Below are 26909 nucleotides of genomic sequence, written 5' to 3' on the forward strand. Positions count from 1 at the left end.
TGTGCCAGAAATTACAAGCCATTGATTCAGTTGGGGAATCACTGAAATGGAGATAGGTCTGCGTTCGTTGCTGAACAAAAATGAACAATCCGAAATGAACAATTGAACAGTTCACCGATTGACAGTGAACATTAGTGAACAACACTCTACAGACTGTTCACGGCCCCCTTTCATGAGCCGGCTTGCTGGAGATGGCGTCATCGAAATTGCCATCGCCAGCAAGCCGGCTCCTACAAAGGCGTGGCGTGCCAGAACCGTCACGTGTGATATTCAACGTGATGTGCAAAAACAATAAAAACAAAAAAGCCTGTTCAGAGACTCACTGCCATGGCCGCACCTGCCCAGCCGCTGTCCCACGACGCCATCATCCAGGACTCATGGTCCCGTTGCCGCGCGTTCGGCCTCAATCATCAGAGCACGCCGGCGTTCGACCAAATGCCCGCCGACGGCATTGCACATCTGCTGGAAAGCCAGCATTCACTGGTGCAGACCACCCATCAGGAGGTGCTGCCCTATTACGAGAACATCCTGAGCAATTCCAATTGTCTGATCATGCTCGCCGACAATCGGGGACAGGTCCTGACCTCCTGGGGCACCCAGCGCTTCATCGAACCGAAACTGGCCCGTGGCTTCAGTGCCGGCGCCAGTTGGCTGGAGCATTGCAGCGGCACCAACGCCATCGGCACTGCCCTGGCTTGTGAACAGGCGGTGCACATCGAGCACGACGAACACTTCCTCAAGGCCAACCGCTTCATGACCGGTTCTGCCGCGCCGATTTTCGATGCCGAGCGCAAGATCATCGCCGTGCTGGACGTGTCCAGTGACAGCTACCTGCCGCCGTCCCACACCCTGGGCATGGTCAAGATGATGAGCCAGACCGTGGAGAACCGGCTGATCCTCAACCTGTTCCACGGCCAGCATTTCCAGCTGACGTTCAACACCGGGCTGAACAACCTCGACAGCCAATGGGCCGGCCTGCTGATTTTCGACGAGACCGGCCAGGTGCTGTCGGCCAATCGCCGGGCTGACAATCTGCTCGGTATCAGCCTGTCGCGGGTCAGTATCGAAAGCCTGTTCAAAGTGTCGTTGCTGGAGTTGCTGAATCAGCCCGACGGCCTGCCCTTCGCTCTGCAAACCACCGGTCGCAATCGCTTCCAGTGTTTGTTGAAGCGGCCAAAGCAGGTTCCGATAAAGCCCCGTGTATTCACCGAACCGGCCGTGGCCGCTCCAGCGGCGATCAGCCTGAACACCCTGCATTTGGGCGACAGTCGCGTGGAAAAAGCCGTGCGCCAGGCCGAGCGTCTGTTGGAAAAAGACATCCCGCTGCTGATTCATGGGGAAACCGGGGTCGGCAAGGAAGTGTTCGTCAAAGCCCTGCACCAGGCCAGTTCACGCAGTAAACAGGCTTTCATCGCCGTCAATTGCGCGGCAATTCCCGCCGAACTGGTGGAGTCCGAGCTGTTTGGCTATGAAAAAGGCGCGTTCACCGGGGCCAACCAGAAAGGCAGTATCGGCCTGATCCGCAAGGCGGACAAAGGCACCCTGTTCCTCGATGAAATCGGTGACATGCCGCTGCCGACCCAAGCCCGGCTGTTGAGGGTTTTGCAGGAACGTTGCGTGCAACCGGTGGGTGGCAGCGAGTTGTTCGCGGTGGACATCCGCATCATTTCCGCGACTAACCGCTCGTTGCGCGAGCAGGTGCAACTGGGGCGCTTTCGTGAAGACTTGTACTACCGCATCGGCGGCTTGACCCTGGAGCTGCCGCCGTTGCGCGAACGCAGCGACAAGGAGGCGCTGTTCAAGCGCCTGTGGGAACAGCATCGCGAGCCGAGCCAGTGGGCCGGGTTGAGCCGTGAAGTCATGGAGTTGTTCAATCGTCACCCGTGGCCGGGGAATTTGCGTCAGGTGAGCAGTGTGATGCAGGTGGCGCTGGCCATGGCTGAGGACCAGCCGGTGCGGGCGGAGCATTTGCCGGATGATTTTTTTGTGGATCTGGAGATGGAGGCGGTGGAGACGCCGGAACCGTTGCTGGTTGATCTGAATGATGCCGAAGAGCTGAATCGGCAGTTGCAGGCAGTGGGCGGGAATATTTCCTATTTGGCGCGCAGGCTTGGGGTCAGCCGCAATACCCTTTACAAGCGATTGCGCCAGGTTGGCGATTGAATCGGCCGCTCTCCCCTCACCCCAGCCCTCTCCCGAGGGAGAGGGAGCCGACCGAGGTGTCTGTCGCTGTACATCGACCTGAGAGACCGAGTCGATTGTGGAGTCGGCGCAGGGTTCGCGTCTTCTGAACCGTCTTTGCCACTACAGACAGCCCCCCAGGGAGAGGGAGCCGACTGAGGAGTCTGTCGCTGTAAATCGATCTGAGGGATCGAGTCGATTATGGATTCGGCGCAGGATTCGAGTCTTCTGAACCGTCTTTGCCCTCACCCCATCTCTCCCGAAACGTCGGACCGCCCCAGGGAGAGGGAGCCGACCGAGGTGTCTGTCGCTGTACATCGACCTGAGAGATCGAGTCGATTGTGGATTCGGCGCAGGATTCGAGTCTTCTGCACCGCCTTTGCCACTACAGACCGCCCCCAAGGAGAGGGAGCCGACTGAGGAGTCTGTCGCTGTACATCGACCTGAGAGATCGAGTCGATTATGGATTCGGCGCAGGATTTTCAGGTCGACGGATAAATTGAACATCCCCCGATCAGTCCCCTCTCCCACTGGGAGAGGGTTAGGGTGAGGGGAAACCCACAGACCGCCGCAAAACTTGCAGCCACCACAAAAACAAAAACCCGCACAAGGCGGGTTTTGTCAGTCACAAACCAGGCAATCAGTCAGCCAGACGCCAGGTCGTGCCACCCTTGCCGTCTTCCAGCACAACGCCCATGGCGGTGAGCTGGTCGCGGATACGGTCCGATTCTGCCCAATCCTTGCCGGCACGCGCCGCCAGGCGCGCTGCAATCAGCGCCTCAACTTCAGCCGCATCCACGCGCCCTTCAGCGCCGGCCTGCAGGAACTCATCCGCCTCAAGCTGCAACACACCCAGCACGCTGGCCAGTTCCTTCAGGCGCGCCGCCAGGCCAGCCGCCGCGTTCAAATCGCTCTCACGCAGGCGATTGATCTCACGCACCATCTCGAACAGCACCGCACAGGCTTCCGGCGTACCGAAGTCGTCGTTCATCACTTGGGTGAAACGCTCGACAAAGGCTTCACCACCAGCCGGCGCCACGCTCGGCAGGCCTTTCAACGCATGGTAGAAACGCTCGAGGGCGCCCTTGGCATCCTTGAGGTTGTCTTCCGAGTAGTTGATGGCGCTGCGGTAATGGCTCGACACCAGCAGGTAGCGCACGACTTCCGGGTGGTACTTGTCGAGCACGTCGCGGATGGTGAAGAAGTTGTTCAAGGACTTGGACATCTTCTCGCCATTGATACGGATCATGCCGCAATGCATCCAGGCATTGGCGTAGGTCTTGCCGGTGGCCGCTTCGCTCTGGGCGATTTCGTTCTCGTGGTGCGGGAACTCCAGGTCGCTGCCGCCGCCATGAATGTCGAAGGTCTCACCCAGGCAGCAGGTGGACATCACCGAGCATTCGATGTGCCAGCCCGGACGACCGTCGCCCCAAGGTGAAGGCCAGCTCGGCTCGCCCGGCTTGGCGCCCTTCCACAGCACGAAGTCCAGCGGGTCCTGTTTCGACTCGTCGACTTCGATCCGCGCGCCGATGCGCAGGTCTTCGATTTTCTTGCGCGACAGCTTGCCGTAACCCATGAACTTGGCGACGCGGTAATACACGTCGCCATTGCCCGGGGCGTAAGCGTAACCCTTGTCGATCAGGGTCTGGATCATGGACTGCATGCCAGCGATGTGATCGGTGGCCCGCGGCTCCATGTCCGGCTTGAGGATGTTGAGGCGAGCCTCGTCCTCGTGCATCGCGGTGATCATGCGCTCGGTCAGCACATCGAACGGCTCGCCGTTCTCCTTGGCCCGATTGATGATCTTGTCTTCGATGTCGGTGATATTGCGCACATACGTCAGGTTGTAACCGCTGAAGCGCAGCCAGCGGGTCACCAGGTCGAACGCGACCATGCTGCGGCCGTGGCCAATGTGGCAGTAGTCGTACACGGTCATCCCGCAGACGTACATGCGCACATTGTTGCCATCGAGCGGCTTGAAGACTTCTTTGCTCTTGGTGAGCGTGTTGTAGATCGTAAGCACGTTAGTTCCTTGAATCACTGGCCCCAGGAGTCACGCAGGGTCACGGTACGGTTGAATACCGGCTGACCTGGTTTCGAGTCCTTGATATCCGCGACGAAGTAACCTTCGCGCTCGAACTGGAAACGGTCTTCCGGCTGTGCATTGCCAAGCGAAGGCTCGGCACGACAACCGGTGAGTACCTGCAGCGAGTCAGGGTTGATGTTGTCCAGGAAACTGGCGCTGTCTTCGGCCTTCTCAGGGTTGGCCGAACGGAACAGACGATCGTACAGACGCACTTCGCACTCGACGCTCGCAGCGGCCGGCACCCAGTGGATAACGCCCTTGACCTTACGGCCTTCAGGGTTTTTGCCCAGGGTGTCCGGATCGTAGGAGCAACGCAGTTCGACGATGTTGCCGTCGGCGTCCTTGATCGCTTCGTCGGCGCGGATCACGTAGCTGCCGCGCAGACGCACTTCGCCGCCCGATTCCAGGCGCTTGTAGCCCTTCGGTGGCTCTTCCATGAAGTCTTCACGGTCGATGTAGATTTCCCGGGCGAACGGCAGAGCGCGTACGCCCATGTCTTCTTTCGGGTGGCGCGGCAGTTCGAGGTTCTCGACCTGACCTTCCGGGTAATTGGTGATCACGACTTTCAGCGGACGCAGCACGCACATGGCACGTGGGGCGCTGTGGTCGAGGTCGTCACGAATGCTGAATTCGAGCATACCGAAGTCGACCACGCCGTCGGAACGGTTGGTGCCGATCATTTCGCAGAAGTTGCGGATCGATTTTGGCGTGTAGCCACGGCGGCGGAAGCCCGACAGCGTGGACATGCGCGGATCGTCCCAGCCATTGACGTGACCTTCGTCCACAAGCTGCTTGAGCTTGCGCTTGCTGGTGATGGTGTAGTTCAGGTTCAGGCGGCTGAACTCGTACTGGCGCGGGTTGGCAGGGACCGGCAAGTGCTCGAGGAACCACTCGTACAGCGGACGGTGGCTTTCGAACTCCAGGGTGCAGATCGAGTGGGTAATGCCTTCGATGGCGTCCGACTGACCGTGGGTGAAGTCATAGTTCGGGTAGATGCACCACTTGTCACCGGTCTGGTGGTGGTGAGCGTGACGGATGCGATACATGATCGGGTCGCGCAGGTTCATGTTCGGCGAGGCCATGTCGATTTTCGCGCGCAGCACGCGAGCGCCATCCGGGAATTCGCCGGCGCGCATGCGGGCGAACCAGTCCAGGTTCTCTTCGACGCTGCGATCACGGAACGGGCTGTTCTTGCCCGGCTCGGTCAGGGTGCCACGGTATTCCTTGGCCTGTTCCGGGCTCAGGTCGTCGACGTAGGCCTTGCCGGACTTGATCAACTCGACCGCCCAGTCGTGCAACTGGTCGAAATACTGCGAGGCGTAGCGCACTTCACCAGACCATTCAAAACCCAGCCATTTGACGTCGCTTTCGATCGCGTCGATGTATTCCTGGTCTTCCTTGGCCGGGTTGGTGTCGTCGAAACGCAGGTGGGTAACGCCGCCGAACTCCTGGGCCAGGCCGAAGTTCACACAGATCGACTTGGCGTGGCCGATGTGCAGATAGCCGTTGGGCTCAGGCGGGAAACGGGTGACGATCTGCGTGTGCTTACCCGAGTCCAGGTCCGCCTGGATGATCGGGCGCAGGAAGTTGACCGGCACGGCAGGGCCGGTCTTGGCATTCGAGGTAGGGTCGACAGTGGGCTTGCTCATAGGATCCTTGGACGTACAAGTGCGCGGCCGCAAGAAAGGGGCCTGACAAAACAAAGCCGCTATCATAGCCGATGCTGTCAAGCGCCTGACAGAGCGCGCCTGCAAACGGTCGCATTTAATCGGCCGTAAATGAAAAACAGCCTCGAAATTCGCGCCTGTCACGCTAAACTGCGCACCTTGGCCAAAAATGGCTGAACCGGTTGCGGGACTGAGTGTTCCAAAACCACGAATTCTTTGAAACGCCTCTCCTATAAAGAGTAACGATCATGACCCAAGTCAAACTGACCACCAACCATGGCGACATCGTCCTGGAACTGAACGCCGAGAAAGCCCCGATCACCGTGGCCAACTTCGTCGAGTACGTTAAAGCCGGTCACTACGAAAACACCGTTTTCCACCGTGTCATCGGTAACTTCATGATCCAGGGCGGTGGTTTCGAGCCTGGCATGAAAGAAAAGAAAGACAAGCGCCCAAGCATTCAGAACGAAGCTGACAACGGTCTTTCCAACGACAAGTACACCGTCGCCATGGCCCGCACCATGGAGCCGCATTCGGCTTCCGCGCAGTTCTTCATCAACGTCGCGGACAACAGCTTCCTCAACCACAGCGGCAAGAACGTTCAAGGCTGGGGCTACGCGGTATTCGGTAAAGTGACCGCTGGCACCGACGTTGTCGACAAGATCAAAGGCGTGGCCACCACTTCCAAGTCCGGCCACCAGGACGTACCAGCAGACGACGTGATCATCGAGAAAGCCGAGATCATTGAGTGATACTGCTGATTTCAGATTTACATCTGGAAGAGGAGCGCCCGGACATCACCCGGGCGTTTCTGGATTTGCTCGCCGGACGCGCCCGTTCGGCGAGTGCGTTGTACATTCTGGGCGACTTTTTCGAGGCGTGGCTTGGCGACGATGCCATGACACCGTTTCAGCGTTCCATCTGCCAGGCCCTGCGCGATCTCAGCGACAGCGGCACGGCCATTTTCCTGATGCACGGCAATCGTGATTTCATGCTGGGCAAGGCCTTCTGCAAACAGGCCGGTTGCACCCTGCTGAAAGACCCGAGTGTCGTGCAGTTTTACGGCGAGCCTGTACTGCTGATGCATGGCGACAGCCTCTGCACCCGCGACGAAGCCTATATGAAGCTGCGGCGCTACCTGCGCAACCCGATCACCCTGTTCATCCTGCGCCACTTGCCCTTGGGCACCCGCCATAAGCTGGGGCGCAAATTGCGCAGTGAGAGTCGGGCGCAGACGCGGATGAAGGCCAATGACATTGTGGATGTCACGCCCGAGGAGATTCCGCGGATCATGCAGCAATATGGCGTGAAGACGTTGATCCATGGGCATACCCATCGCCCGGCCATCCACAAGCTGCAGCTTGGTGAGCAGGCGGCCCGGCGCATTGTGCTGGGGGATTGGGATAAACAGGGTTGGGCGTTGCAGGTCGATGAGAACGGGTTTGCCTTGGCACCGTTTGATTTTGTACCGCCGCCGGCTTTGGCGCATGGCTGAAGTTCTCCCCCCCTCACCCCAGCCCTCTCCCCCCTAGGGGGCGAGGGGGAAAGGGAGCCGATCTTCGTGGTTTTCCGGGCCTGAGTTCGACTCGGGTTGTGTTGGAGCCGTTTGATTTGGGGCCGCCGCCGGCTTTCGCGCATGGCTGAAGATCTGCCCCCCTCACCCCAGCCCTCTCCCCCCCTAGGGGGCGAGGGGGAAAGGGAGCCGATCTTCGTGGTTTTCCAGGCCTGAGTTCGACTCGGGTTGTGTTGGAGCCGTTTGATTTGGGGCCGCCGCCGGCTTTGGCGCATGGCTGAAGTTCTACCCCCCTCACCCCAGCCCTCTCCCCCCTAGGGGGCGAGGGGGAAAGGGAGCCGATCTTCGTGGTTTTCCGGGGCTGAGGTCGATTCGGGTTGTGTTGGAGCCGTTTGATTTGGGGCCGCTGCCGGCTTTGGCGCATGGCTGAAGATCGCCCCCCCTCACCCCAGCCCTCTCCCCCTGGGGGGCGAGGGGAAAGGGAGCCGATCTCCAGGGTTTTCCGGGCCTGAGGTCGACTCGGGTTGAGTTGGAGCCGTTTGATTTGGGGCCGCCGCCGGCTTTGGCGCATGGCTGAAGATCTCCCCCCCTCCCCCCAGCCCTCTCCCCTTAGGGGGCGAGGGGAAAGGGAGCCGATCTTCGTGGTTTTCCAGGCCTGAGTTCGACTCGGTTTCTCAGGTCGATGTACCTTGAACTATCAACACGGTCGGCCCCCTCTCCCTCCGGGAGAGGGTTGGGGTGAGGGCCGTCCGTGATGCCAGCGACTCGGCCTGGAAAGAAACGGGACTCTAGAAATCCCGCTTGTAGAAGATGTCGAGCGAACTCGCCACACCACTGGCCGCTTCAACGTAGACCTTTTTGCTCAGCTTGTAGCGCAAGGCAATGGTGCTCGCCGGTTCGAACACGCCGACGCCATAGCGCAGGCTGAGCTTCTCGGAAATATTGCCGCTGGCTACTACGCTGGTTGCGTTACCACTGCCCTCGGTGTCGAGCTCAAAATCCTGGATGCCCAGATTCTTCGCCAGGTCACCCGTCACTCCGGAACTGCCCATCAGCCCTAACCCCAGGGCTGCCTGGGCGAGCATGTTGTTGTCTTCGCCGTTGCTGCTCAGCGGACGCCCCAGCACCAGGTAGGACAAGGCCTGCTCCTGGCTCATCGCCGGTTCCGAGAAGATCTGCGTGGTCGGCTGCTCCGCGCTGCCGCTCAGGCGGATACCGGCAATGATATCGTCGGTCTGGCGAATCGCTTCAACGTCCAGGTACGGCTGGTCGATTGGACCGGCGAACAGCAAACGCGCACGGCGTACGGACAGGCGCTGGCCGTAGGCGCGATAGCGCCCGTCGTTGAGCCACAACTCGCCGCGGGTGTCCATGTTGTCGCCAATGTGCACATGACCCTGCACATTCGCGGTCAGGCCGAACCCGGCAAAGCTCAGTTTGTCCTCACCGACCAACACTTCGATGTCCATCTTCATCGCCAGTGGCGTTTTGCCCTCTTCGGTCTGCTGGCCGACGATAACCGTGTCATCGGAAACCTTGACCGTCGACGGCGGCAATTCGCGAATAATGATGTCTCCTTTGGGCACCAGCACTTTGCCGGCGATGGCCAACTCATCACCTTTCATCGAGATTTTCAGGTCCGGCGCGACTTCGAGCTTGGCGTAGGGCTCGACGCTGACCGGCAGTTGCGAGCCCTTGAGCGCCAGATCCACCACCAGTGCCTGACCCCAGGCAATGTTGCCGTTCAGACTGCCCTGGCCACTCTTGCCGCTTTTCCAGCCGCCGTTCAACTGCACGGTTTCCCCGGCGATGACCGCCTGCAACTGCAAGGCTTTGAGCTCCATCGGCAACTCGGCGCCGGACACCTCGCCGTCACTGAGCTGCAGGCTGCCATTGACCTGCGGCGCCAGCAATCCGCCGGAGATCGTGCCGCTGCCGTTCAAGCGGCCGGTCAGTTTCTCGACCATCGGCACGAACGGCCGCGCTACCGACAGATCCAGCCCGCTCAAACGGAACGATCCGCTCAACGGCTTGTTCTTCGGCAATGGATTGATCTGGGCCAGCACCTGCAACTCGCCAAGTTTGGCCCCGGCGAAGTTGAGCTCAGTGTCGATGCGCTTGGGCGTGAGCTTGCTGGTGAGTTTCAGGGTCTGGTACGGGAAGTCCAGCCACTGGTCCTTTTCCTTCAGGCGCAAGGTGCCGCCGCTGGCATCGACGCTGACCTGGCCGTTCGGGCCGCTGGCTGGCAGGTCCAGTTGCAGATCGGCATTGAGCCGGCCCTGCCAGGCGAAATCCTTGGGCAGCCACTGGGCAAGGCTGTCGATCGGGAATTGCTTGAGGTGATAGCGCAGCTTCGGCTCAGGCATCAGTCGTTGGTCTTCACCGCACAGGCTGGCCTGGCCGGAGGCCCAGCAATGGGCACCGAAGTTGATTTTGCCATCGGCCAGCCGTTCGAGCTTCGCCGGCCCTTGCAGCCTCCAGTCCTGGCCGCCAGCCTGGATATCGCCGCTGGCCAGCCGCCCGCGCCAGTTGCCTTTGTCCAGAGCACCGTCCAGGCCCAGGGCCAGCTTCAATTTCGGGCCTTGCAGATCGAGGCTCAGCTTCTGGTTGTTGATGTCGCCCTGGCCACTGGCGGTCAGCGTGCCAAGGGAGGTGTCACCGAGCTGGATGGCGCTGCCCTTGAGGTCGATTTTCGCCCGTTGCGCACTGTCGAGCGTGGCGTCCAGGTTCAGGCTTTGCAGGCGATTATCCTGAAAGGCCAATTGTGTGCCTTGCAGCCCGAGCTTGCCCTGGGGAGCCTTGAGCGTGCCGGCGACGTCCACCCGGCCATTGATCTGCCCGCGCAATTGCGGCCAAAGCTGGGCGAGCCGCGACAGCTTGATGTCGATCTGGCCGACGAGTTTCTGTTGCAGGCTGCCCTTGCCATTGATGCTGTTGTCACCCAGGCGAATTTGCAGCGCGTTGAGGTTCCATTGCTCACCGCCACCATCAGCCTTGGCTTGCAGGACAGCCGGCTGGCCACGCAATTTGCCCTTGAGATCGAGGTCTGCGCTCAGGCTCAACTTGTCGTTTTTCATCTCGCCTTTACTGCGCAACGGTCCGGCCAGCGTACCGGGCAACTCCGCGACCCAGTAAGCCGGGTTGATCGCTGACAGGTCCAGGGCGGTATCCCAGGCGATACCATCGGCGAATTGCAGATTCAAATGGCCATCAGCCTTGCCCTGCCCGGCCTGCAGCTGAATCTGCTGCAGATAGATTTTGGTCAGGTCGCCTGCGAACGGGCTGGCCAGGCTGAATGCCCCGGCCGGGCCATCCAGCGCGGCATCGAAGTGCCCCAGGTATTTGCCGTCGGTGTAGGACACTTCGCCGTTGAATTTGCGCAGTGCCACTTGCGGCTCGTCGATCAACGGATAGAGGCGGTGCCAAGGGAAATCCAGCCAGTCGATTTTCGCTTCGGCATTCAGACCCTTGCTCCAGTCCAGCGCCCCTGTGAGCTTAAGGCTTTGCTTGTCGTTGGCGGTCAAGTCCAGCGCGGCGATCTGTGCGCCATTGGCGTCGACCCTGCCTTGCAGCGCCAGCGCGACGGGCCCTTCTTCGGCGGGCAGCGTAGCTTTGCCAAGCAGCGCGTAGCCATTTTTCAGGTCACCGGCGCCGCTGAGTTCCAGCTGATTGAGTTGCAGGGTGTCCGGCAGCCCGGCATCGGGCTTGAAGCCATCGGCGGTGATCCGCACCTTGGCCGGCAGATTCTCTACCAGCGGTTGCAGCTCGCCGGTCAGCTGGCCGTTGAGGTAACCAGTGCTGTCAGCCTTGAGATTCAGGGTTTTCAGCAGGTCGCCGTCAAGCTTGAGCGCCAGGTCCCAGGGTGCAGGAGTCGACAGGGTCAGTTTGCCTTCGGCATTCAGCGGCCAGTTGCCGGTGGGCTGCAGCGAGCCGGACAGGTTCAGGCTCAGGTCATCGCGTTGTAAATGCACGGAATCGATCTGCATGCCTTTGTCGGTCCAGTGCGCCGTCAACTGCAGGCCCTTGAGCTGTTCACTGCCGTTGAACACCAGGCTGCCGACCTTGACGTCACCCAGTTCAATGGCCAAGGGTAGCTTCAGCTCCGGGAGGGTCATCGGGCCGGTATCCGGCTCTTGCTCACCCGGCGGAAACTGCAGGCTGACCTGATCGGCCTGCAATTGCTCCAGGCACAGGGTCATGCGCGTCAGGCACAACGGCGACCAGGCAAAGATCACCCGGGTCAGTTCCACCCGACTGCTGTCCTGCTGCCACAACACCCGGTCGGCGCTCCACTGCCCGCCCAGTCGACCCTGAAAGTTCTCGAGGCTCAATCCCGGCACGAATCCCAGTGCCCAGCGGCTGCCCGTTGCCGTGCCCACTACCGTGGCCAGCGTCAAGACGATCAGCATCAACAGCGCCAGGATCGCCAGCAGCGTTACTTGCAAGCCACGTTTCATAAAAGCGTGCGTCACAGCTCGGGCCCCATGGAAAAGTGCAGTCGAATGCCGCCGTCGTCGTCCAGCGCATGGGCCAGGTCGAGGCGGATCGGCCCCACCGGCGATACCCAGCGCACGCCGATACCGACGCCGGTCTTCAGGCTTGGCAGTTCAAGTGTATTGAAGGAGTTACCCTGGTCGACAAAGGTCGCGACCCGCCATTTTTCGGCGACGGAATATTGATACTCGGCGCTGGCCGCGACCATGTAACGGCCACCGATGCGGTCGCCGTCGGAGTTTTCCGGGGACAGGCTCTGATAGTCGTAACCGCGCACGCTCTGATCGCCACCGGCGAAGAAGCGCAGCGACGGCGGTATCGATTTGTAGCCGTTGGTGGCACTGCCGCCGATCTGGGCCCGGCCGAGGAAACGATGCTTGTCGAAGACAGTCGTCAGGCCTTTGACCAGTGCCGTGCCGTACAGCAGGTTGTTATCGGAACCCAGCCCTTCCTTGGCCATTTTGCTTTCGAACTGCAGGCGATAGCCGTTGTGCGGGTCGATGCGGTTGTCACTTTTGAGGTACGAATAACTGACACCGGGCATCAGCAGGGTACTGACGCCCTCGTCATCGCCTAGCTTGTACTCCTCGTTCTGCCACTTGAGCGACACCACTCGCTGCCAGCCGCTGGGTAACTTGCTGTGCCACTCCGGACCGATGGTCAGCAGTTTGCTGCGGGTGTCGGTATCAGCGATTTCTGCATTCTGATAGCCACCGGCAAAACGCAGTTTGTCGGTCAGCGGCGGATCGAGCGGAATGTCGTAGAACAGCCCGACGTTCTGCCGGGGTGCCGAGACTTCGGTTTCCCAGCCATAGCTGTGCCCCTGCGGGTTGACCCAGTGCCGGGTCCAGTTGGCCTTGACCCTGGGACCGACGTCAGTGGAAAAACCCAGGCCGAGGCCCATCGTCCGGGGCTTGCGGGTGTCGAGGTTGACCTCCACCGGAATCACATCGTTCTTCGAGGCAGTCGGTGCGGCGTCGACCCGTACGCTTTCGAAATAACCGCTCGATTGCAGGTTCTGGTTGAGTTCGGCGATCAGCTCCGAGTCATACGGCGTGCCGGCCTTGAACGGCACCATGCGTTGCAGCAGTTCTTCGTCGAACGGAGTATCGCCGGCAAAACTGACATTGCCGAAGGTGTAACGCGGGCCGCTGTCGTAAATCAGTTCGATGTCGGCGACGCCGGCCCGGGGGTCGACCGACAATTTTGAACGGGTGAAATAGCCACTGAAAAAACCATAGCGCGAAGCCTGGTTCTGGATCAGCCGCTTGGCGTCTTCGTAGTGGCCGTGATTGAGCACCGCACCGGATTTGAGCGCATCGCTCCTGGGTACACGAAAGGATTTGAGGGAGGCTGCGGGGCCGTCAATGCGTATGGTGACGTTGCGTAAATGCACCGGCTCGCCGGGGTCGATGTTCAAAACCAGGCGTGGCGTCTTGCCGCCCTTCACTTCGCTGTCGATTTGCGGCTGATAATAACCCAGCGCCTGTGCGGCCTTGCGCGCCTGCTCCTCGGCGCCACGACTGAAGCGCTGCAAGGCTTCTTCGTCACGATCGCCAACGTTGCCGATATAGCCTTCTATATTGGCCTTCAGTTCATCATTGGACGGTTTGATACGCACGTCCAGTTCACTTTGGGCCAGCGCCGCGCAACTGGTCACCAACATCAGTACGCTGCTGGAAAATCTTCCTGGAAACTTCATAGGCGCGGATGCTATCACGAGCTTGGGAGCGCGATAGAGCGTGACTCGCCAAAAAAGTTCGCGGCTTATGCCGTTGCCGAATGTAAAACCTGCGGATTAGGGTGGAAAAAAACGTGTTCGCGAATCGGTCCTATTGCGACCTCGCCGATTTCCTCGTAACCCTGACGCTTATAGAACTCCAGGTAACGTGGATTACCCGTGTCGAGAATCACGCCCTGAGAGTTTTCATCCACCGCGCACCAGTTGTGCACGGCTTGCAGCAGCTGTTCGCCAAAATGCTTGCCCTGAAATTGCGGATGAACCCCCAGCAACGGCAGGACATGCACCGAATCGTTCGGCAAGCAGGCGGCAACATCAGAGTGATATTGCAGGTAGCGACGCGTGCAACGAAAACCGGTACTCAAGACCATGCGCAGGCGCCAGGCCCAGCTTTCAGTGATACCCAGGCGACGTTGCGGCGGCGCAATCAGCGCGATGCCAATCAGGCGGTCGTTAACCAGCAGGCCGATGGCCGGCAGGTCCTGGAGAAAGTGTTGTGTCACCAGTTCACGTATGGTCGCGCGGACCCGCTGCTCATAACCCGGGCGCTCGGCTTCGAACAGGTAGTTGAAGGTTGGTTCGTGTCGATAGGCCTGGTACAGCAGCGAGCGGGCTTCGCGGGAATAGCCGCTGTCGAGCATGTGAATATCGGCGATGGCGGTGGAGGTTTCGGGCATGACGGTCGTTCTCCCCGGTGCAGCTCGAATGGCTGCACTCTTATTGGTACGAGCCTTTGGGTGGCAACACAGTTCCCCCAAAGGTATAGACCAGACTCAGAGATCAGTCAGTCAATCTATAGGTTGGCTGCACTGGCCTCTTCGCGAGCAAGCCCGCTCCCACATTGATCGCGTGACCGCTGAAGATCAAATGTGGGAGCGGGCTTGCTCGCGAAGAGGCCATCACCGCCGCTACACGTATTGCTGGATAAACAGCAATCCCTCCCCCAACACTGGCCCCATTCTCCCATGTCAGCTAGCATCGCCCTTTTGCCAGGACTGCCGACCATGAAGATCGTCTCCTTCAACATCAACGGGCTGCGCGCCCGTCCCCATCAGCTGGCGGCGCTGATCGACAAGCATCAACCCGATGTGATCGGGTTGCAGGAAACCAAGGTCCACGACGAACAGTTCCCGCTGGCCGAGGTTCAGGCGCTGGGTTATCACGTGTACTTCCATGGCCAGAAAGGTCACTACGGCGTCGCCCTGCTCTCGCGCCAGGAACCACTGGCGCTGCACAAAGGTTTTGCCACCGACGAAGAAGACGCCCAGCGGCGCTTTATCTGGGGCACCTTTGCCGACGCCAACGGTGTGCCGATCACCATCATGAACGGCTATTTCCCACAGGGCGAAAGCCGCGACCATCCGACCAAATTCCCGGCCAAGCAACGTTTCTACAATGACTTGCAGCAGTTGCTGGAAAGCCAGTTCAAGAACGACCAGCCGCTGGTGGTGATGGGGGATGTGAACATATCTCCGGAAGACTGCGACATCGGCATCGGTCCGGACAACATGAAGCGCTGGTTGAAAACCGGCAAATGCAGCTTCTTGCCGGAAGAGCGCGAGTGGATGGCACGTCTGAAGAACTGGGGCCTGACCGACAGCTTCCGCCACCTGAACCCGGATGTGACCGACATGTTCAGCTGGTTCGACTATCGCAGTCGCGGCTTCGAAGACCAGCCCAAGCGTGGCCTGCGCATCGACGTGATCCTCGCCTCCCACGGCTTGCTGCCACGGGTCAAGGCTGCAGGGGTGGACTACGAACTGCGCGGCATGGAAAAGCCTTCGGATCATGCGCCGATCTGGCTTGAGTTGAGCTGATCCCTAAAGCCTGCATTAATCTCCTTTGGGAGCGGGCTTGCTCGCGAATGCGGTGTGTCAATCAGCATTAAAGTCGACTGAAACACCGCTTTCGCGAGCAAGCCCGTTCCCACAAAAGACAATCACCGAAAAGTGTCATTTTTCGGAAACCTTACTGACTTAATCTCCCGGCACTTCCTTCCACTTTGAAAGGTGCCGGCATGATGCTGCGCGTGTTGCTCCTGTTGACGTTATGCGCTGGCTTGGCACAAAACGCCTCGGCCAGTGACTTGCCGGTGCCCGATCAAGGGCCGGTGCTGCGCATCCAGGGTTCCAACACCATCGGTGCCGCACTGGGCCCGGCACTGGTCGAAGGACTGCTGCACGAACAAGGCCTGCGCAACATCCACCGCGAAACCGCAGACAACGACAACGAACTGCGCATTGTCGGCGAAACCGCACAGGGTCGCCGGGTGGTGGTGGAAGTCGCCGCCCACGGTTCCAGCACCGGCTTCATCGCCCTGAAAACCGCCAACGCCGACCTCGCCGCCTCGTCACGCCCGATCAAGGACAGCGAACTGGTCGACCTGGAATCCCTTGGTGATCTGAAAAGCCCTGGCGCCGAACAGGTCATCGCCATCGATGGCCTGGCGATCATCCTCCACCCGAAAAATCCGCTGCAACAACTGGACATCGTGCAACTGGCGCGGATTTTCAATGGCGAAGCCAAAACCTGGGAAGAAGTCGGCGGCAGCGGCGGGACCATTCATCTGTATGCGCGCGATGATCAATCCGGTACCTACGACACCTTCAAGGAACTGGTGCTCAGTGGCCGTGGAAAAAACCTGAGTAGCTCAGCAACACGCTTCGAGTCCAGCGAACAGTTGTCCGATGCGGTCAGCAGCGATCCGCAAGGCATCGGTTTTATTGGCCTGCCCTATGTGCGTCAGGCCAAAGCTGTGGCAATTGCCGACGGCCAATCGCAAGCCATGCTGGCGCTCAACAATCTGATCGCCACGGAAGACTACCCATTATCGCGCCGGCTGTTTTTCTACTTGCCGCCGAGAGGGAAAAATCCTTGGGCACAGGCACTGGCGGAGTTCGCCCAAAGTAGTAAAGGCCAGGCGATCGTCGCCGCCAACGGTTTTATCGCGCAGACGGTCCAGGCCATGGCCGTCAGCCCTAATGCGTTGATGCCGGAGGGGTACCAGGCCCTGAGCCGTCACGCCCAGCGCCTGTCGGTGAATTTCCGTTTCGAGGAAGGCAGCGCCAGCCTGGACAACAAGGCCCGACAGGATCTGTCACGGGTGCTCGACTATATAAAGCAGCACGAAAAAACCGATCGAAAGGTGACACTGGTCGGCTTTGGAGACGCCAAGAGCGATCCGGGGCGCGCTGATCTGTTGTCGAAACTGCGGGCCATGGCGGTGCGACGGGAACTGGTGAAAAGCGGTGTGGTATTGCGCGAGATTCGCGGCTTTGGCGCCGAGATGCCGGTGGCGGCCAACAGCGCGGATGAGGGGCGGATCAAGAATCGGCGGGTTGAGGTTTGGGTGTACTGAACACTGCCAAATGTGGCTCGAGGGACCTGCTGTGGCGAGGAGCTTTCTGTGCAAGGGGGCTTGCTGTCTCAAGAAGCTACCTGTGCAAAGGCTTTTCTGTGGCGAGGGGGCTTGCCCCCGCTGGGCTGCGCAGCAGCCCTTAAAACATAGCACGCGGTTTATTTGTAAAACCGCGCTGGTGGTTATGGGGGGGGTGGCTTCGCCACCCAACGGGGGCAAGCCCCCTCGCCACAGGCAAGCCCACTCGCCACAGGTAGCCCCCTCGCCACAGGCAAGCCCCCTCGCCACAAGGTAGCCCGCTCGCCACAGCCGGTGATCAGCACAGAACTTGTGTTGATCAATGCTCGCTACGCATCATCTCTTTGGGCACATATTTGCCGATCTCGAATTTTCCGATCGCTGCGCGATGCACTTCGTCCGGGCCGTCGGCCAGACGCAGGGTGCGCTGCATGGCGTACATGTAGGCCAGCGGGAAATCGTTGGAAACCCCTGCCCCGCCATGAATCTGGATCGCCCGGTCGATCACTCGCAGTGCCACGTTTGGCGCTACGACCTTGATCTGCGCAATTTCGCTCTTGGCCACTTTGTTGCCGACAGTGTCCATCATGTAGGCCGCTTTCAAGGTCAACAGGCGAGCCATGTCGATTTCCATGCGCGAGTCGGCAATCTTGTCGATGTTACCGCCCAGGCGTGCCAGCGGCTTGCCGAATGCGGTACGGCTGACCGAGCGTTTGCACATCAGTTCCAGCGCACGCTCGGCCATGCCGACCGAGCGCATGCAGTGGTGAATCCGGCCCGGGCCAAGGCGACCCTGGGCGATTTCGAAGCCGCGTCCTTCGCCCAGCAGGACGTTTTCGTACGGCACCCGGACGTTTTCGAACAGCACCTCGGCGTGGCCATGCGGCGCATCGTCGTAGCCGAACACCGGCAGCGGTCGCACGATCTTCACGCCGGGAGTGTCCACCGGCACGAGGATCATCGAGTGCTGCGCATGGCGCGGCGCGTCAGGATTGCTCAGGCCCATGAATATCATGATCTTGCAGCGCGGGTCGCAGGCGCCGGAAGTCCACCATTTCTTGCCGTTGATCACCCACTCGTCGCCATCGCGCACGGCGCGGGCGGCCATGTTGGTGGCGTCAGAGGACGCAACGTCTGGCTCGGTCATGGCGAATGCCGAACGGATCTCGCCACGCAGCAGTGGCTCGAGCCAGCGTTGCTTCTGTTCTTCGTTGGCGTAACGCACCAGCACTTCCATGTTGCCGGTGTCTGGAGCCGAACAGTTGAACGGCTCAGGTCCCAGCAGCGAGCGCCCCATGATTTCCGCCAACGGCGCGTATTCGAGGTTGCTCAGGCCGGCGCCGAGTTCGGACTCAGGCAGAAACAAATTCCACAGGCCTTCTGCCTTGGCCTTGAGTTTGAGTTCTTCCATGATCGCAGTCGGCTGCCAGCGATCACCCTCTGCGACCTGGCGCTCGAACACGGCTTCAGCCGGATAAACGTAGGTGTCCATGAACGCAGTCACGCGCTCACGCAGTTCCTGAACCTTGGGCGAATAAGCGAAATCCATGAGCAAGATACCTTCTTGGGGGAGGTTGTTTAGATCATGCAATCGATGCTAGAACAGCCATGAAAATTTACCTAGCCTATTCTCAGCGTGTATAAACATTCATCACCGATATATGATCGGCTTATCGCCAAGGCCCTCGGGTCACGTAAAGAAACCTTGATAACAAGAGCGCAGCGCAATGAATCTGAGCAAGGTCGACCTCAACCTTTTCATCGTCTTCGACGCGATCTACACCGAAGCCAACCTGACCCGCGCCGGACAGATTGTCGGCATTACCCAACCGGCCGTGTCGAACGCCCTGGCCCGCCTGCGCGAGACCTTCAACGACCCGTTGTTCGTGCGCACCGCCCAAGGCATGGTGCCCACGCCCATGGCCCAGAACATCATAGGCCCGGTGCGCAACGCGCTCTCGCTGCTGCGCGTATCAGTGCAGGAAAGCCGCATTTTCAACCCGCTGCAGGCGGCCAAGACCTACCGCATCAGCATGACCGACCTCACTGAAGCGGTGATCCTGCCACCGCTGTTCCAGCGCCTGCGCCGCCTGGCGCCGACGGTGATCATCGAGAGTTTCCTGTCCAAGCGCCGGGAAACCACCAAGGAGCTGGCCGCTGGTCGACTCGACTTCGCCGTGGATGCACCGCTCAACACCGATCCGCAGGTGCGCCATGTCAAGTTGATGGAAGACCGCTATGTGTGCGCCATGCGCAAGGGGCACCCGCTGGCGGGCAAAGAGAAATTCACCCTCGATGATTATCTGGGGCTGACCCATGTTCATATTTCCAGTCGCCGCAGCGGCCTGGGCTATGTCGACCTGGCGCTGGGCAAGATGGGTATCCAGCGCAAGATCGCCCTGCGTTCCCAACACTATCTGATGGCGTCCCAGGTGTTGCAGCAGACGGACATGGTCATGACCGTGCCGGAGCGGTTTGCCCGCCGCAATGATCTGCATGCCTTTTATCTACCGGTCAACGATGTACCGCCCGTGGAAACCCACCTCTACTGGCATGAAAGCACCGATCAGGACCCGGCCAACCGCTGGATGCGTGAGCAGATGATCGAGTTGTGCCAGCAGGTGACGGCGCAGGAGAAAAAGCTCGAGAAAGTGTAGGAATAGATACCGGGTTGCTCCTATCGCGAGCAGGCTCGGTCCCACAGGGATACTTGTAATACACAGATTGTGTGCACAATGAATATCCATTGTGTGAGCGAGCCTGCTCGCGATGGAGCCAGCAAGAGCAGCAAAAAAACCTGCCGCTTGACGTAAACGTCAACCTGCCATTAGCTTAGCGCCATGACCTTTTGCGAGCGCGTCCATGAGCAGCCAGACCTACAGTATTTCCGACCTCGCCCGCGAGCTCGACATCACCACCCGGGCCATTCGCTTTTATGAAGAGCAAGGTTTGCTCAGCCCCGAACGCCGTGGTCAGGAACGTATTTATTCGCCCCGCGACAAGGTCAGCCTGAAGCTGATCCTGCGGGGCAAGCGCATTGGCTTCTCGCTGGCCGAATGCCGAGAGCTGATCGAGCTCTATGACCCGTCCAGCGGTAACACCAAGCAACTGCACAGCATGCTGGCGAAAATCAGCGAGCGCCGCGAGCAGCTTGAGCAGCAGTTGCTGGACATCGAACAGATGAAACTGGAACTCGATACTGCGCAAGAGCGCTGCGTGCAGGCGCTGGAGCAAACCATCGAAAACCAGCAAGCGGTCCAGTAAGCCAGCACGACCCACTGCGAGAGCGAGCCTTTGTGGCGAGGGGGCTTGCCCCCGTTGGGTCGCGGAGCGGCCCCAGAAAATGGGACTGCTGCGCAGTCCAACGGGGGCAAGCCCCCTCGCCACAAAAGCTTGGTCCTACAAGGTTCTCTCTGTATTCAGACAATCACACAGGTCCAATCCCATGTCCCTCCCCACCCACGTACGCATTGTCGAAGTCGGTCCCCGCGACGGCCTGCAAAACGAAGCCCAACCCATCAGCGTTACCGATAAGGTGCAACTGGTGGACGCACTGACGGCTGCCGGGCTTGGCTATATAGAAGTCGGCAGTTTCGTGTCCCCAAAGTGGGTGCCGCAGATGGCCGGTTCCGCTGAAGTCTTCGCGCAGATCCAGCGCAAACCCGGAGTGGTGTACGGCGCGCTCGCGCCCAACCTGCGCGGTTTTGAAGACGCTCTCGCCGCCGGGGTCAAGGAGGTTGCGGTGTTTGCGGCGGCATCCGAAGCGTTTTCCCAGCGCAACATCAATTGCTCAATCAGCGAAAGCCTGGCGCGCTTCGTGCCAATCATGGACGCTGCCAGACAACACGGCGTGAGTGTGCGTGGTTATGTGTCCTGTGTGCTGGGTTGCCCCTATGAAGGCGAAGTCTCGCCGCAGCAGGTAGCGCTGGTGGCCCGCGAGCTCTATGCCATGGGCTGCTATGAAGTCTCTCTGGGTGACACCATCGGCACCGGCACCGCAGGTGCCACCCGCAAGATGTTTGACGCGGTCACCGCCGAGGTACCCCGGGACAAACTGGCCGGACATTTCCACGACACCTATGGCCAGGCAGTAGCCAACATCTACGCCAGCCTGCTGGAAGGGATCGCCGTGTTCGACAGTTCCATCGCCGGCCTCGGTGGTTGCCCATACGCCAAGGGCGCCAGCGGTAACGTCGCCACCGAAGACGTGGTGTATCTGCTCAATGGCCTGGGTATCGAAACCGGCATCGACCTGGACGCCCTGGTGCTCGCCGGTCAGCAAATCTGCACTGTATTGGGCCGACCTACAGGTTCCCGTGTGGCCCGGGCCCGTAGCGCGCAATAAGTGTGGGTAGTGTGTCCGGGTGTTACCCCACGGACATAAATGTGGGGCGCAATCGAGTAACACGGAAACAAATTCTCAGGTTTTGCCCGCAACAAAAACCCTCACAAAATGATAAAGCATTGATTTTAAAGGGTTTTAAAAAGTTGGCACGGGTCCTGCTATCTCTATGGCATAACAAGAACAAAAAAATTGCGGCAAACCCAATAAAAATAAGACGTAACGACTCTGACATAACAAGAACAACACGACAGAGACGCAGCTAACAGATTTTTTTGGAGAAGGTGTGCTTTTCAGGGTGCTTTTCGGAGCAACCCGCAACCGGGCAGAGAACAATAAAACTACCTTCAGGTAGCTCCCGAATCGGTTGGATCGCTAAGCGAAAAAGCAGATCAGCGCTCAAAAAAATACGTTTGCTCTTGATCCTGAATGGGGATCGCCAAAAAACAGCGGTAAAGGGTCACGGTCACCAAAAACAACAACAGACCAACCCTCAATAATAAAAAAAGAGCACGCGCAACGACAAATTAAAGGGGAGCTTCGGCTCCCCTTTGTGCTGTCTGCGATTTGAAATTCTTGATCCGTAGGAGCTGACTTGCTGGCGATGAACGATGACGCGATCTGACTGATGGACTGCGGCGCCTGCATCGCCAGCAAGCCGGCTCCTACAGCTTCGCGTTGAGCTGCGCGATGCTGATCTCGCGCATGCGGAACTTCTGGATCTTGCCGGTCACGGTCATCGGAAACTCATCGACGAACTTGAAGTAACGCGGCGTCTTGAAGTGCGCGATGCGCTCCTTGCACCAGGCCTGCAGCTCCTGCTCGGTAGCGCTGTGGCCGGGGTGGAACTTGATCCAGGCGACGATCTCCTCGCCGTAACGCGAACATGGAATACCAATCACCTGCACGTCGGCCACGGCCGGGTGGGTAAAAAAGAACTCTTCGAGCTCGCGCGGATAAACGTTTTCACCACCACGGATGATCATGTCCTTGTTACGCCCGGCAATGCACACGTAACCCTCGTCGTTCATGCTCGCCAGGTCGCCGGTGTGCATCCAGCCGGCCTGATCGATCGCTAGCGCGGTACCTTCGGGGTTGTTCCAGTAGCCGAGCATCACGCTGTAACCGCGGGTGCACAGCTCACCGATGGTGCCACGGGGGACCAGGTTGCCCGCCTCGTCGATGATCTTGCTTTCCAGTTGCGGCTGAGTCCGGCCGACCGTGGTCACGCGCAGTTCCAGTTCGTCCGCAGGACCGGTCTGCAACGACACCGGACTGGTTTCCGTCATGCCGTAGGCGATCTGCACTTCGTTCATGTGCATTTCGCTGATGACCCGGCGCATCACTTCGATGGGGCACGTCGCGCCCGCCATGATCCCGGTCCGCAGAGTCGACAGATCAATCCCGGCGCGTTGTGGCTGGTCGAGCATGGCGATGAACATGGTCGGAACGCCATATAACGCAGTGGCCTTTTCTTCGGCGACGGTGCTCAGGGTCAGCAGCGGATCGAAGGCGTCACTGGGATAAATCATGGTGCTGCCATGGGTGATGCAACCGAGGTTGCCCATGACCATGCCGAAGCAGTGATACAGCGGCACCGGGATCACCAGGCGATCAGCGGCGGTCAGGCCAAGGCTTTCGCCGACCATGTAACCGTTGTTGAGAATGTTGTAGTGACTCAGGGTCGCGCCCTTGGGGAACCCGGTGGTGCCGGAGGTGTACTGGATGTTCACGGGCTGATCGAAGTGCAGGCTGGCCTGGCGTTCGTGCAATTGCTCCAAGGATACGCTGCCGGCCAGATCGGCAAGCTGCGACCAAGGCAGGAAGCCCGACGGTGGTTGCGCACCCAGGCTGATGACCCCGCGCAGGTCCGGCAGACGCTCGCTGTGCAGTTTGCCGATGGATTGCCCGGCCAGTTCCGGTACCAGGCCTTGCAGCATCGCATGATAGTCCGAGGTTTTGAACGCACCGGCGCAGACCAGCCACTGACAACCGGATTGCTTGAGGACGTACTCGAGTTCGCAGCTGCGGTAGGCGGGATTGATGTTGACCAGGATCACGCCGATTTTCGCCGTGGCGATCTGCGTAATGCACCACTGGGCACAGTTCGGAGCCCAGATGCCGAGACGGTCACCGGCCTGCAACCCCAGGGCCAGCAACGCCCTGGCATGCAAATCTGCCGCTTCCGCCAGTTGCCGCCAGGTGTAGCGCAGCTGTTGATGGCGCACTACCAGCGCTTCCCCGTCCGGGTACTGCGCGACCGTATTGTCGAACGCCTGGCCTATGGTCATCGCCAGCAAGGCTTTGTCCTGGGAACCGCGGGTATAGCTGCGTTGCGGGCTTGCAGTGAGTTGATCCATGACGACCCCTATTGTCTTTATTAATGGGCTACCGGCGGACACCTGTGGGAGCAACCTTGGTTAGAGAGCCTACTGAGATGAGGGGCTTGTCTGTGGCAAGCCCCCTCTCCACAGCAAGCCCCCTCTCCACAGCAAGCCCCCTCTCCACAGCAAGCCCCCTCACCACAGGTCGCTCCCACAGAGCAGGACCGCGCTCTATCTTGAACTGGCTCTACTCTCGCTCAAGTTGACGTTAACGTAAAGGGCGATTGACAGCCATTCGACACAGGTTTACGTTAACGTAAAGGTGAGAGGTAGATCACTGCCCTCCCCGCCCTACAAAAAAGCCAAAAAGGTGCCCCATGAGCTACCCATCCCTGAATTTTGCCCTCGGTGAAACCATCGACATGCTGCGCGATCAGGTTCAGTCCTTCGTCGCCAAAGAGATCGCTCCGCGCGCCGCTCAGATCGACATCGATAACCTGTTCCCCGCTGACCTGTGGCGTAAATTCGGCGACATGGGCCTGTTGGGTATCACCGTGCCGGAAGAGTACGGCGGTGCCGGCCTGGGTTACCTGGCGCACGTGGTCGCGATGGAAGAAATCAGCCGTGGCTCGGCCTCGGTGGCGTTGTCCTATGGCGCCCACTCGAACCTGTGCGTCAACCAGATCAACCGTAACGGCAATCACGAGCAGAAAAGCAAATACCTGCCGAAGCTGATCAGCGGCGAGCACATCGGCGCCCTGGCCATGAGCGAACCCAACGCCGGTTCCGACGTGGTATCGATGAAGCTGCGCGCCGACAAACGCGGCGACCACTATGTACTCAACGGCAGCAAGACCTGGATCACCAACGGTCCGGACGCCAACACCTACGTGATCTACGCCAAGACCGACCTGGAAAAGGGTCCTCATGGCATCACCGCCTTCATCGTCGAGCGCGACTGGAAAGGCTTCAGCCGCAGCAACAAATTCGACAAGCTCGGCATGCGCGGCTCGAACACCTGCGAACTGTTTTTCGACGACGTCGAGGTGCCGCAGGAAAACATCCTCGGCGTGCTCAACGGCGGCGTCAAAGTACTGATGAGCGGTCTCGATTACGAGCGCGTGGTGCTCTCGGGCGGCCCGACCGGGATCATGCAGGCCTGTATGGACCTGATCGTGCCGTACATCCACGATCGCAAGCAGTTCGGCCAGAGCATCGGCGAATTCCAGCTGATCCAGGGCAAAGTCGCCGACATGTACACCCAGCTCAACGCCAGCCGCGCCTACCTGTACGCAGTGGCCCAGGCTTGCGAGCGCGGCGAAACCACGCGCAAGGACGCCGCCGGCGTAATCCTCTACAGCGCTGAACGTGCCACGCAGATGGCCCTCGACGCCATCCAGATTCTCGGTGGCAACGGCTACATCAACGAATTCCCGGCCGGCCGCCTGTTGCGCGACGCCAAGCTGTACGAAATCGGCGCGGGAACCAGTGAGATCCGCCGTATGTTGATCGGACGCGAACTGTTCAACGAAACCCGCTAATCGGAGCTGCTCATGGCTACCCTGCATACCCAGCTCAATCCCCGGTCAGCGGAGTTCGCGGCCAACAGCGCGGCGATGCTCAAACAGGTCGAGGCCTTGCACACCCTGCTCGCCCAAGTGGCGCAAGGTGGCGGCCCGAAAGCGCAAGAACGCCACACTTCGCGAGGCAAACTGCTGCCCCGTGAACGCATCAATCGTCTGCTGGATCCGGGTTCGCCCTTTCTCGAGATCAGCCAATTGGCAGCGTATGAGGTTTACGGCGAAGACGTTCCCGCCGCTGGCGTGATTGCCGGGATCGGCCGCGTGGAAGGCGTTGAGTGCATGATCGTCGCCAACGACGCCACGGTAAAAGGCGGCTCGTATTACCCGCTGACCGTGAAAAAGCACCTGCGCGCCCAGACCATCGCCCAGCAGAATCGCTTGCCGTGCATCTACCTGGTGGACTCCGGCGGCGCCAACTTGCCGCGCCAGGACGAAGTATTCCCGGACCGCGAGCACTTTGGCCGGATCTTCTTCAACCAGGCCAACATGAGCGCCATGGGTATCCCGCAGATCGCCGTGGTCATGGGCTCCTGCACCGCCGGTGGCGCTTACGTACCGGCCATGGCCGACGAAGCGATCATGGTGCGTAACCAGGCGACGATTTTCCTGGCCGGCCCGCCGCTGGTGAAAGCGGCGACCGGTGAAGTGGTCAGCGCCGAAGACCTTGGCGGGGCCGACGTGCACTGCAAGGTTTCCGGGGTGGCCGACCATTATGCAGAGAGCGACGAACACGCCCTCGCTATCGCTCGGCGCAGCGTCGCCAACCTCAACTGGCGCAAGCTCGGTGAAGTGCAGCAGCGCGCGCCCATTGCACCGCTGTACAGCAGCGACGAGTTGTATGGCGTGGTGTCGGCCGACGCCAAGCAACCGTTCGACGTACGCGAAGTCATCGCGCGACTGGTGGACGGTTCGGTGTTCGATGAATTCAAAGCACTGTTTGGCACCACCCTGGTGTGCGGGTTCGCCTGGCTGCACGGCTACCCGATCGCCATCCTCGCCAACAACGGCATTCTCTTCGCTGAAGCTGCGCAGAAAGGTGCGCATTTTATCGAACTGGCCTGCCAGCGCGGCATCCCCTTGCTGTTCCTGCAAAACATCACCGGGTTCATGGTCGGCCAGAAGTACGAAGCCGGTGGCATCGCCAAGCATGGCGCCAAGCTGGTGACCGCCGTGGCCTGTGCCAAGGTACCGAAATTCACCGTGATCATCGGCGGCAGCTTCGGCGCCGGCAACTACGGTATGTGTGGCCGGGCTTACGATCCGCGCTTCCTGTGGATGTGGCCCAATGCTCGCATCGGTGTAATGGGCGCCGAACAGGCCGCCGGCGTCCTGGTGCAGGTCAAGCGCGAGCAGGCCGAACGCAGTGGCCAGGGTTTCAGCGCCGAGCAGGAAAACGAGATCAAGCAACCGATCCTCGACCAGTACGAAGAACAGGGCCACCCCTACTACTCAAGCGCGCGTTTGTGGGACGACGGTGTCATCGACCCGGCACAGACCCGCGACGTACTGGCCCTGGCCTTGTCGGCGTCGTTGAACGCGCCAGTCGAACCGAGCCGCTTCGGCGTGTTCCGGATGTGATTTTCTGTGGGAGCGGGCTTGTGT

Annotated in this window: 18 protein-coding genes; 10 read left to right on the top strand and 8 right to left on the bottom strand. The window is 60.0% G+C overall.

Annotated features, from left to right (window positions below; genetic code table 11):
- The first annotated feature begins 327 nt into the window (after nt 1-327).
- On the top strand, nt 328-2163 hold the full coding sequence (locus AC07OG_RS17040; protein WP_495067560.1) for a sigma-54-dependent Fis family transcriptional regulator: 1836 nt from the start codon (nt 328-330) through the stop codon (nt 2161-2163).
- Nucleotides 2164-2821: 658 nt separating this feature from the next.
- On the opposite strand, the gene cysS is transcribed toward AC07OG_RS17040, so the two are convergent.
- Nucleotides 2822-4204, bottom strand: coding sequence for a cysteine--tRNA ligase (cysS, locus tag AC07OG_RS17045; protein ID WP_495067561.1), 1383 nt, complete (start codon nt 4202-4204; stop codon nt 2822-2824).
- A gap of 14 nt (nt 4205-4218) precedes the next feature.
- Nucleotides 4219-5916, bottom strand: coding sequence for a glutamine--tRNA ligase/YqeY domain fusion protein (locus AC07OG_RS17050; protein WP_495067562.1), 1698 nt, complete (start codon nt 5914-5916; stop codon nt 4219-4221).
- A gap of 266 nt (nt 5917-6182) precedes the next feature.
- Here AC07OG_RS17050 and AC07OG_RS17055 point away from each other — a divergent pair, with 266 nt between their 5' ends.
- Both AC07OG_RS17055 and lpxH read left to right on the top strand, forming a co-directional pair.
- Nucleotides 6183-6686: a peptidylprolyl isomerase gene (locus AC07OG_RS17055; protein WP_034146890.1), complete on the top strand. Its 504-nt coding sequence runs from the start codon at nt 6183-6185 to the stop codon at nt 6684-6686.
- Nucleotides 6683-7429 carry a UDP-2,3-diacylglucosamine diphosphatase gene (lpxH, locus tag AC07OG_RS17060; RefSeq protein WP_060543530.1) on the top strand — a complete coding sequence of 249 codons (747 nt, stop codon included), beginning with the start codon at nt 6683-6685 and terminating at the stop codon, nt 7427-7429. The genes AC07OG_RS17055 and lpxH overlap by 4 nt, the downstream gene beginning before the upstream one ends.
- An 806-nt stretch (nt 7430-8235) precedes the next feature.
- Here lpxH and AC07OG_RS17065 read toward each other — a convergent pair.
- The 3 genes from AC07OG_RS17065 to AC07OG_RS17075 all read right to left on the bottom strand — a co-directional run bounded on the left by AC07OG_RS17065 (nt 8236) and on the right by AC07OG_RS17075 (nt 14359).
- Nucleotides 8236-11904, bottom strand: a complete 3669-nt coding sequence (locus tag AC07OG_RS17065) for a translocation/assembly module TamB domain-containing protein (protein WP_495067563.1) — start codon at nt 11902-11904, stop codon at nt 8236-8238.
- An 11-nt stretch (nt 11905-11915) separates the two neighbouring features.
- Nucleotides 11916-13643 carry an autotransporter assembly complex protein TamA gene (locus AC07OG_RS17070; protein ID WP_060543528.1) on the bottom strand — a complete coding sequence of 576 codons (1728 nt, stop codon included), beginning with the start codon at nt 13641-13643 and terminating at the stop codon, nt 11916-11918.
- 65 nt (nt 13644-13708) lie between these two features.
- A complete protein-coding gene (locus AC07OG_RS17075; protein ID WP_060543527.1) occupies nt 13709-14359 on the bottom strand; it encodes a GNAT family N-acetyltransferase in 651 nt (216 codons plus the stop codon).
- A gap of 327 nt (nt 14360-14686) precedes the next feature.
- Between AC07OG_RS17075 and xthA the strand changes: the two genes are divergently transcribed.
- Nucleotides 14687-15499 carry an exodeoxyribonuclease III gene (xthA, locus tag AC07OG_RS17080; protein ID WP_060543526.1) on the top strand — a complete coding sequence of 271 codons (813 nt, stop codon included), beginning with the start codon at nt 14687-14689 and terminating at the stop codon, nt 15497-15499.
- A gap of 200 nt (nt 15500-15699) precedes the next feature.
- Entirely contained in the window at nt 15700-17040 is a 1341-nt protein-coding gene (locus tag AC07OG_RS17085; RefSeq protein ID WP_495067564.1) for a substrate-binding domain-containing protein, read from the top strand.
- Between the two features lie 337 nt (nt 17041-17377).
- Here the strand turns inward: AC07OG_RS17085 and AC07OG_RS17090 are convergent, their stop codons facing one another.
- On the bottom strand, nt 17378-18607 hold the full coding sequence (locus AC07OG_RS17090) for an acyl-CoA dehydrogenase (RefSeq protein ID WP_060543524.1): 1230 nt from the start codon (nt 18605-18607) through the stop codon (nt 17378-17380).
- 178 nt (nt 18608-18785) lie between these two features.
- Here AC07OG_RS17090 and AC07OG_RS17095 point away from each other — a divergent pair, with 178 nt between their 5' ends.
- From AC07OG_RS17095 to AC07OG_RS17105, 3 genes are all read left to right on the top strand, one after another.
- Nucleotides 18786-19715: a LysR family transcriptional regulator gene (locus AC07OG_RS17095; RefSeq protein WP_060543523.1), complete on the top strand. Its 930-nt coding sequence runs from the start codon at nt 18786-18788 to the stop codon at nt 19713-19715.
- Between the two features lie 205 nt (nt 19716-19920).
- Entirely contained in the window at nt 19921-20322 is a 402-nt protein-coding gene (locus AC07OG_RS17100; protein ID WP_060543522.1) for a MerR family transcriptional regulator, read from the top strand.
- Nucleotides 20323-20503: 181 nt separating this feature from the next.
- Nucleotides 20504-21403: a hydroxymethylglutaryl-CoA lyase gene (locus AC07OG_RS17105; RefSeq protein WP_495067565.1), complete on the top strand. Its 900-nt coding sequence runs from the start codon at nt 20504-20506 to the stop codon at nt 21401-21403.
- Nucleotides 21404-21799: 396 nt separating this feature from the next.
- Here AC07OG_RS17105 and AC07OG_RS17110 read toward each other — a convergent pair whose 3' ends face one another.
- Nucleotides 21800-22057: a hypothetical protein gene (locus tag AC07OG_RS17110; protein WP_495067566.1), complete on the bottom strand. Its 258-nt coding sequence runs from the start codon at nt 22055-22057 to the stop codon at nt 21800-21802.
- Nucleotides 22058-22065: 8 nt separating this feature from the next.
- A complete protein-coding gene (locus AC07OG_RS17115; protein WP_495067567.1) occupies nt 22066-23760 on the bottom strand; it encodes an AMP-binding protein in 1695 nt (564 codons plus the stop codon).
- A gap of 341 nt (nt 23761-24101) precedes the next feature.
- Here AC07OG_RS17115 and AC07OG_RS17120 point away from each other — a divergent pair, with 341 nt between their 5' ends.
- Nucleotides 24102-25265, top strand: coding sequence for an isovaleryl-CoA dehydrogenase (locus tag AC07OG_RS17120; RefSeq protein ID WP_060543519.1), 1164 nt, complete (start codon nt 24102-24104; stop codon nt 25263-25265).
- 12 nt (nt 25266-25277) lie between these two features.
- Nucleotides 25278-26885 carry a carboxyl transferase domain-containing protein gene (locus AC07OG_RS17125; protein WP_495067568.1) on the top strand — a complete coding sequence of 536 codons (1608 nt, stop codon included), beginning with the start codon at nt 25278-25280 and terminating at the stop codon, nt 26883-26885.
- The last annotated feature ends 24 nt before the right edge of the window (nt 26886-26909 follow it).

Source organism: Pseudomonas sp. GW821-FHT09H03 (assembly GCF_059415945.1).

What these genes read in the sequence shown, in the direction of transcription:
- AC07OG_RS17040 (WP_495067560.1), top strand. Translation starts at nt 328, where the DNA reads ATGGCCGCACCTGCCCAGCCGCTGTCCCACGACGCCATCATCCAGGAC.
- AC07OG_RS17050 (WP_495067562.1), bottom strand. Translation starts at nt 5,916, where the DNA reads ATGAGCAAGCCCACTGTCGACCCTACCTCGAATGCCAAGACCGGCCCT.
- AC07OG_RS17055 (WP_034146890.1), top strand. Translation starts at nt 6,183, where the DNA reads ATGACCCAAGTCAAACTGACCACCAACCATGGCGACATCGTCCTGGAA.
- AC07OG_RS17065 (WP_495067563.1), bottom strand. Translation starts at nt 11,904, where the DNA reads ATGAAACGTGGCTTGCAAGTAACGCTGCTGGCGATCCTGGCGCTGTTG.
- AC07OG_RS17070 (WP_060543528.1), bottom strand. Translation starts at nt 13,643, where the DNA reads ATGAAGTTTCCAGGAAGATTTTCCAGCAGCGTACTGATGTTGGTGACC.
- AC07OG_RS17075 (WP_060543527.1), bottom strand. Translation starts at nt 14,359, where the DNA reads ATGCCCGAAACCTCCACCGCCATCGCCGATATTCACATGCTCGACAGC.
- xthA (WP_060543526.1), top strand. Translation starts at nt 14,687, where the DNA reads ATGAAGATCGTCTCCTTCAACATCAACGGGCTGCGCGCCCGTCCCCAT.
- AC07OG_RS17085 (WP_495067564.1), top strand. Translation starts at nt 15,700, where the DNA reads ATGATGCTGCGCGTGTTGCTCCTGTTGACGTTATGCGCTGGCTTGGCA.
- AC07OG_RS17090 (WP_060543524.1), bottom strand. Translation starts at nt 18,607, where the DNA reads ATGGATTTCGCTTATTCGCCCAAGGTTCAGGAACTGCGTGAGCGCGTG.
- AC07OG_RS17095 (WP_060543523.1), top strand. Translation starts at nt 18,786, where the DNA reads ATGAATCTGAGCAAGGTCGACCTCAACCTTTTCATCGTCTTCGACGCG.
- AC07OG_RS17100 (WP_060543522.1), top strand. Translation starts at nt 19,921, where the DNA reads ATGAGCAGCCAGACCTACAGTATTTCCGACCTCGCCCGCGAGCTCGAC.
- AC07OG_RS17105 (WP_495067565.1), top strand. Translation starts at nt 20,504, where the DNA reads ATGTCCCTCCCCACCCACGTACGCATTGTCGAAGTCGGTCCCCGCGAC.
- AC07OG_RS17115 (WP_495067567.1), bottom strand. Translation starts at nt 23,760, where the DNA reads ATGGATCAACTCACTGCAAGCCCGCAACGCAGCTATACCCGCGGTTCC.
- AC07OG_RS17120 (WP_060543519.1), top strand. Translation starts at nt 24,102, where the DNA reads ATGAGCTACCCATCCCTGAATTTTGCCCTCGGTGAAACCATCGACATG.
- AC07OG_RS17125 (WP_495067568.1), top strand. Translation starts at nt 25,278, where the DNA reads ATGGCTACCCTGCATACCCAGCTCAATCCCCGGTCAGCGGAGTTCGCG.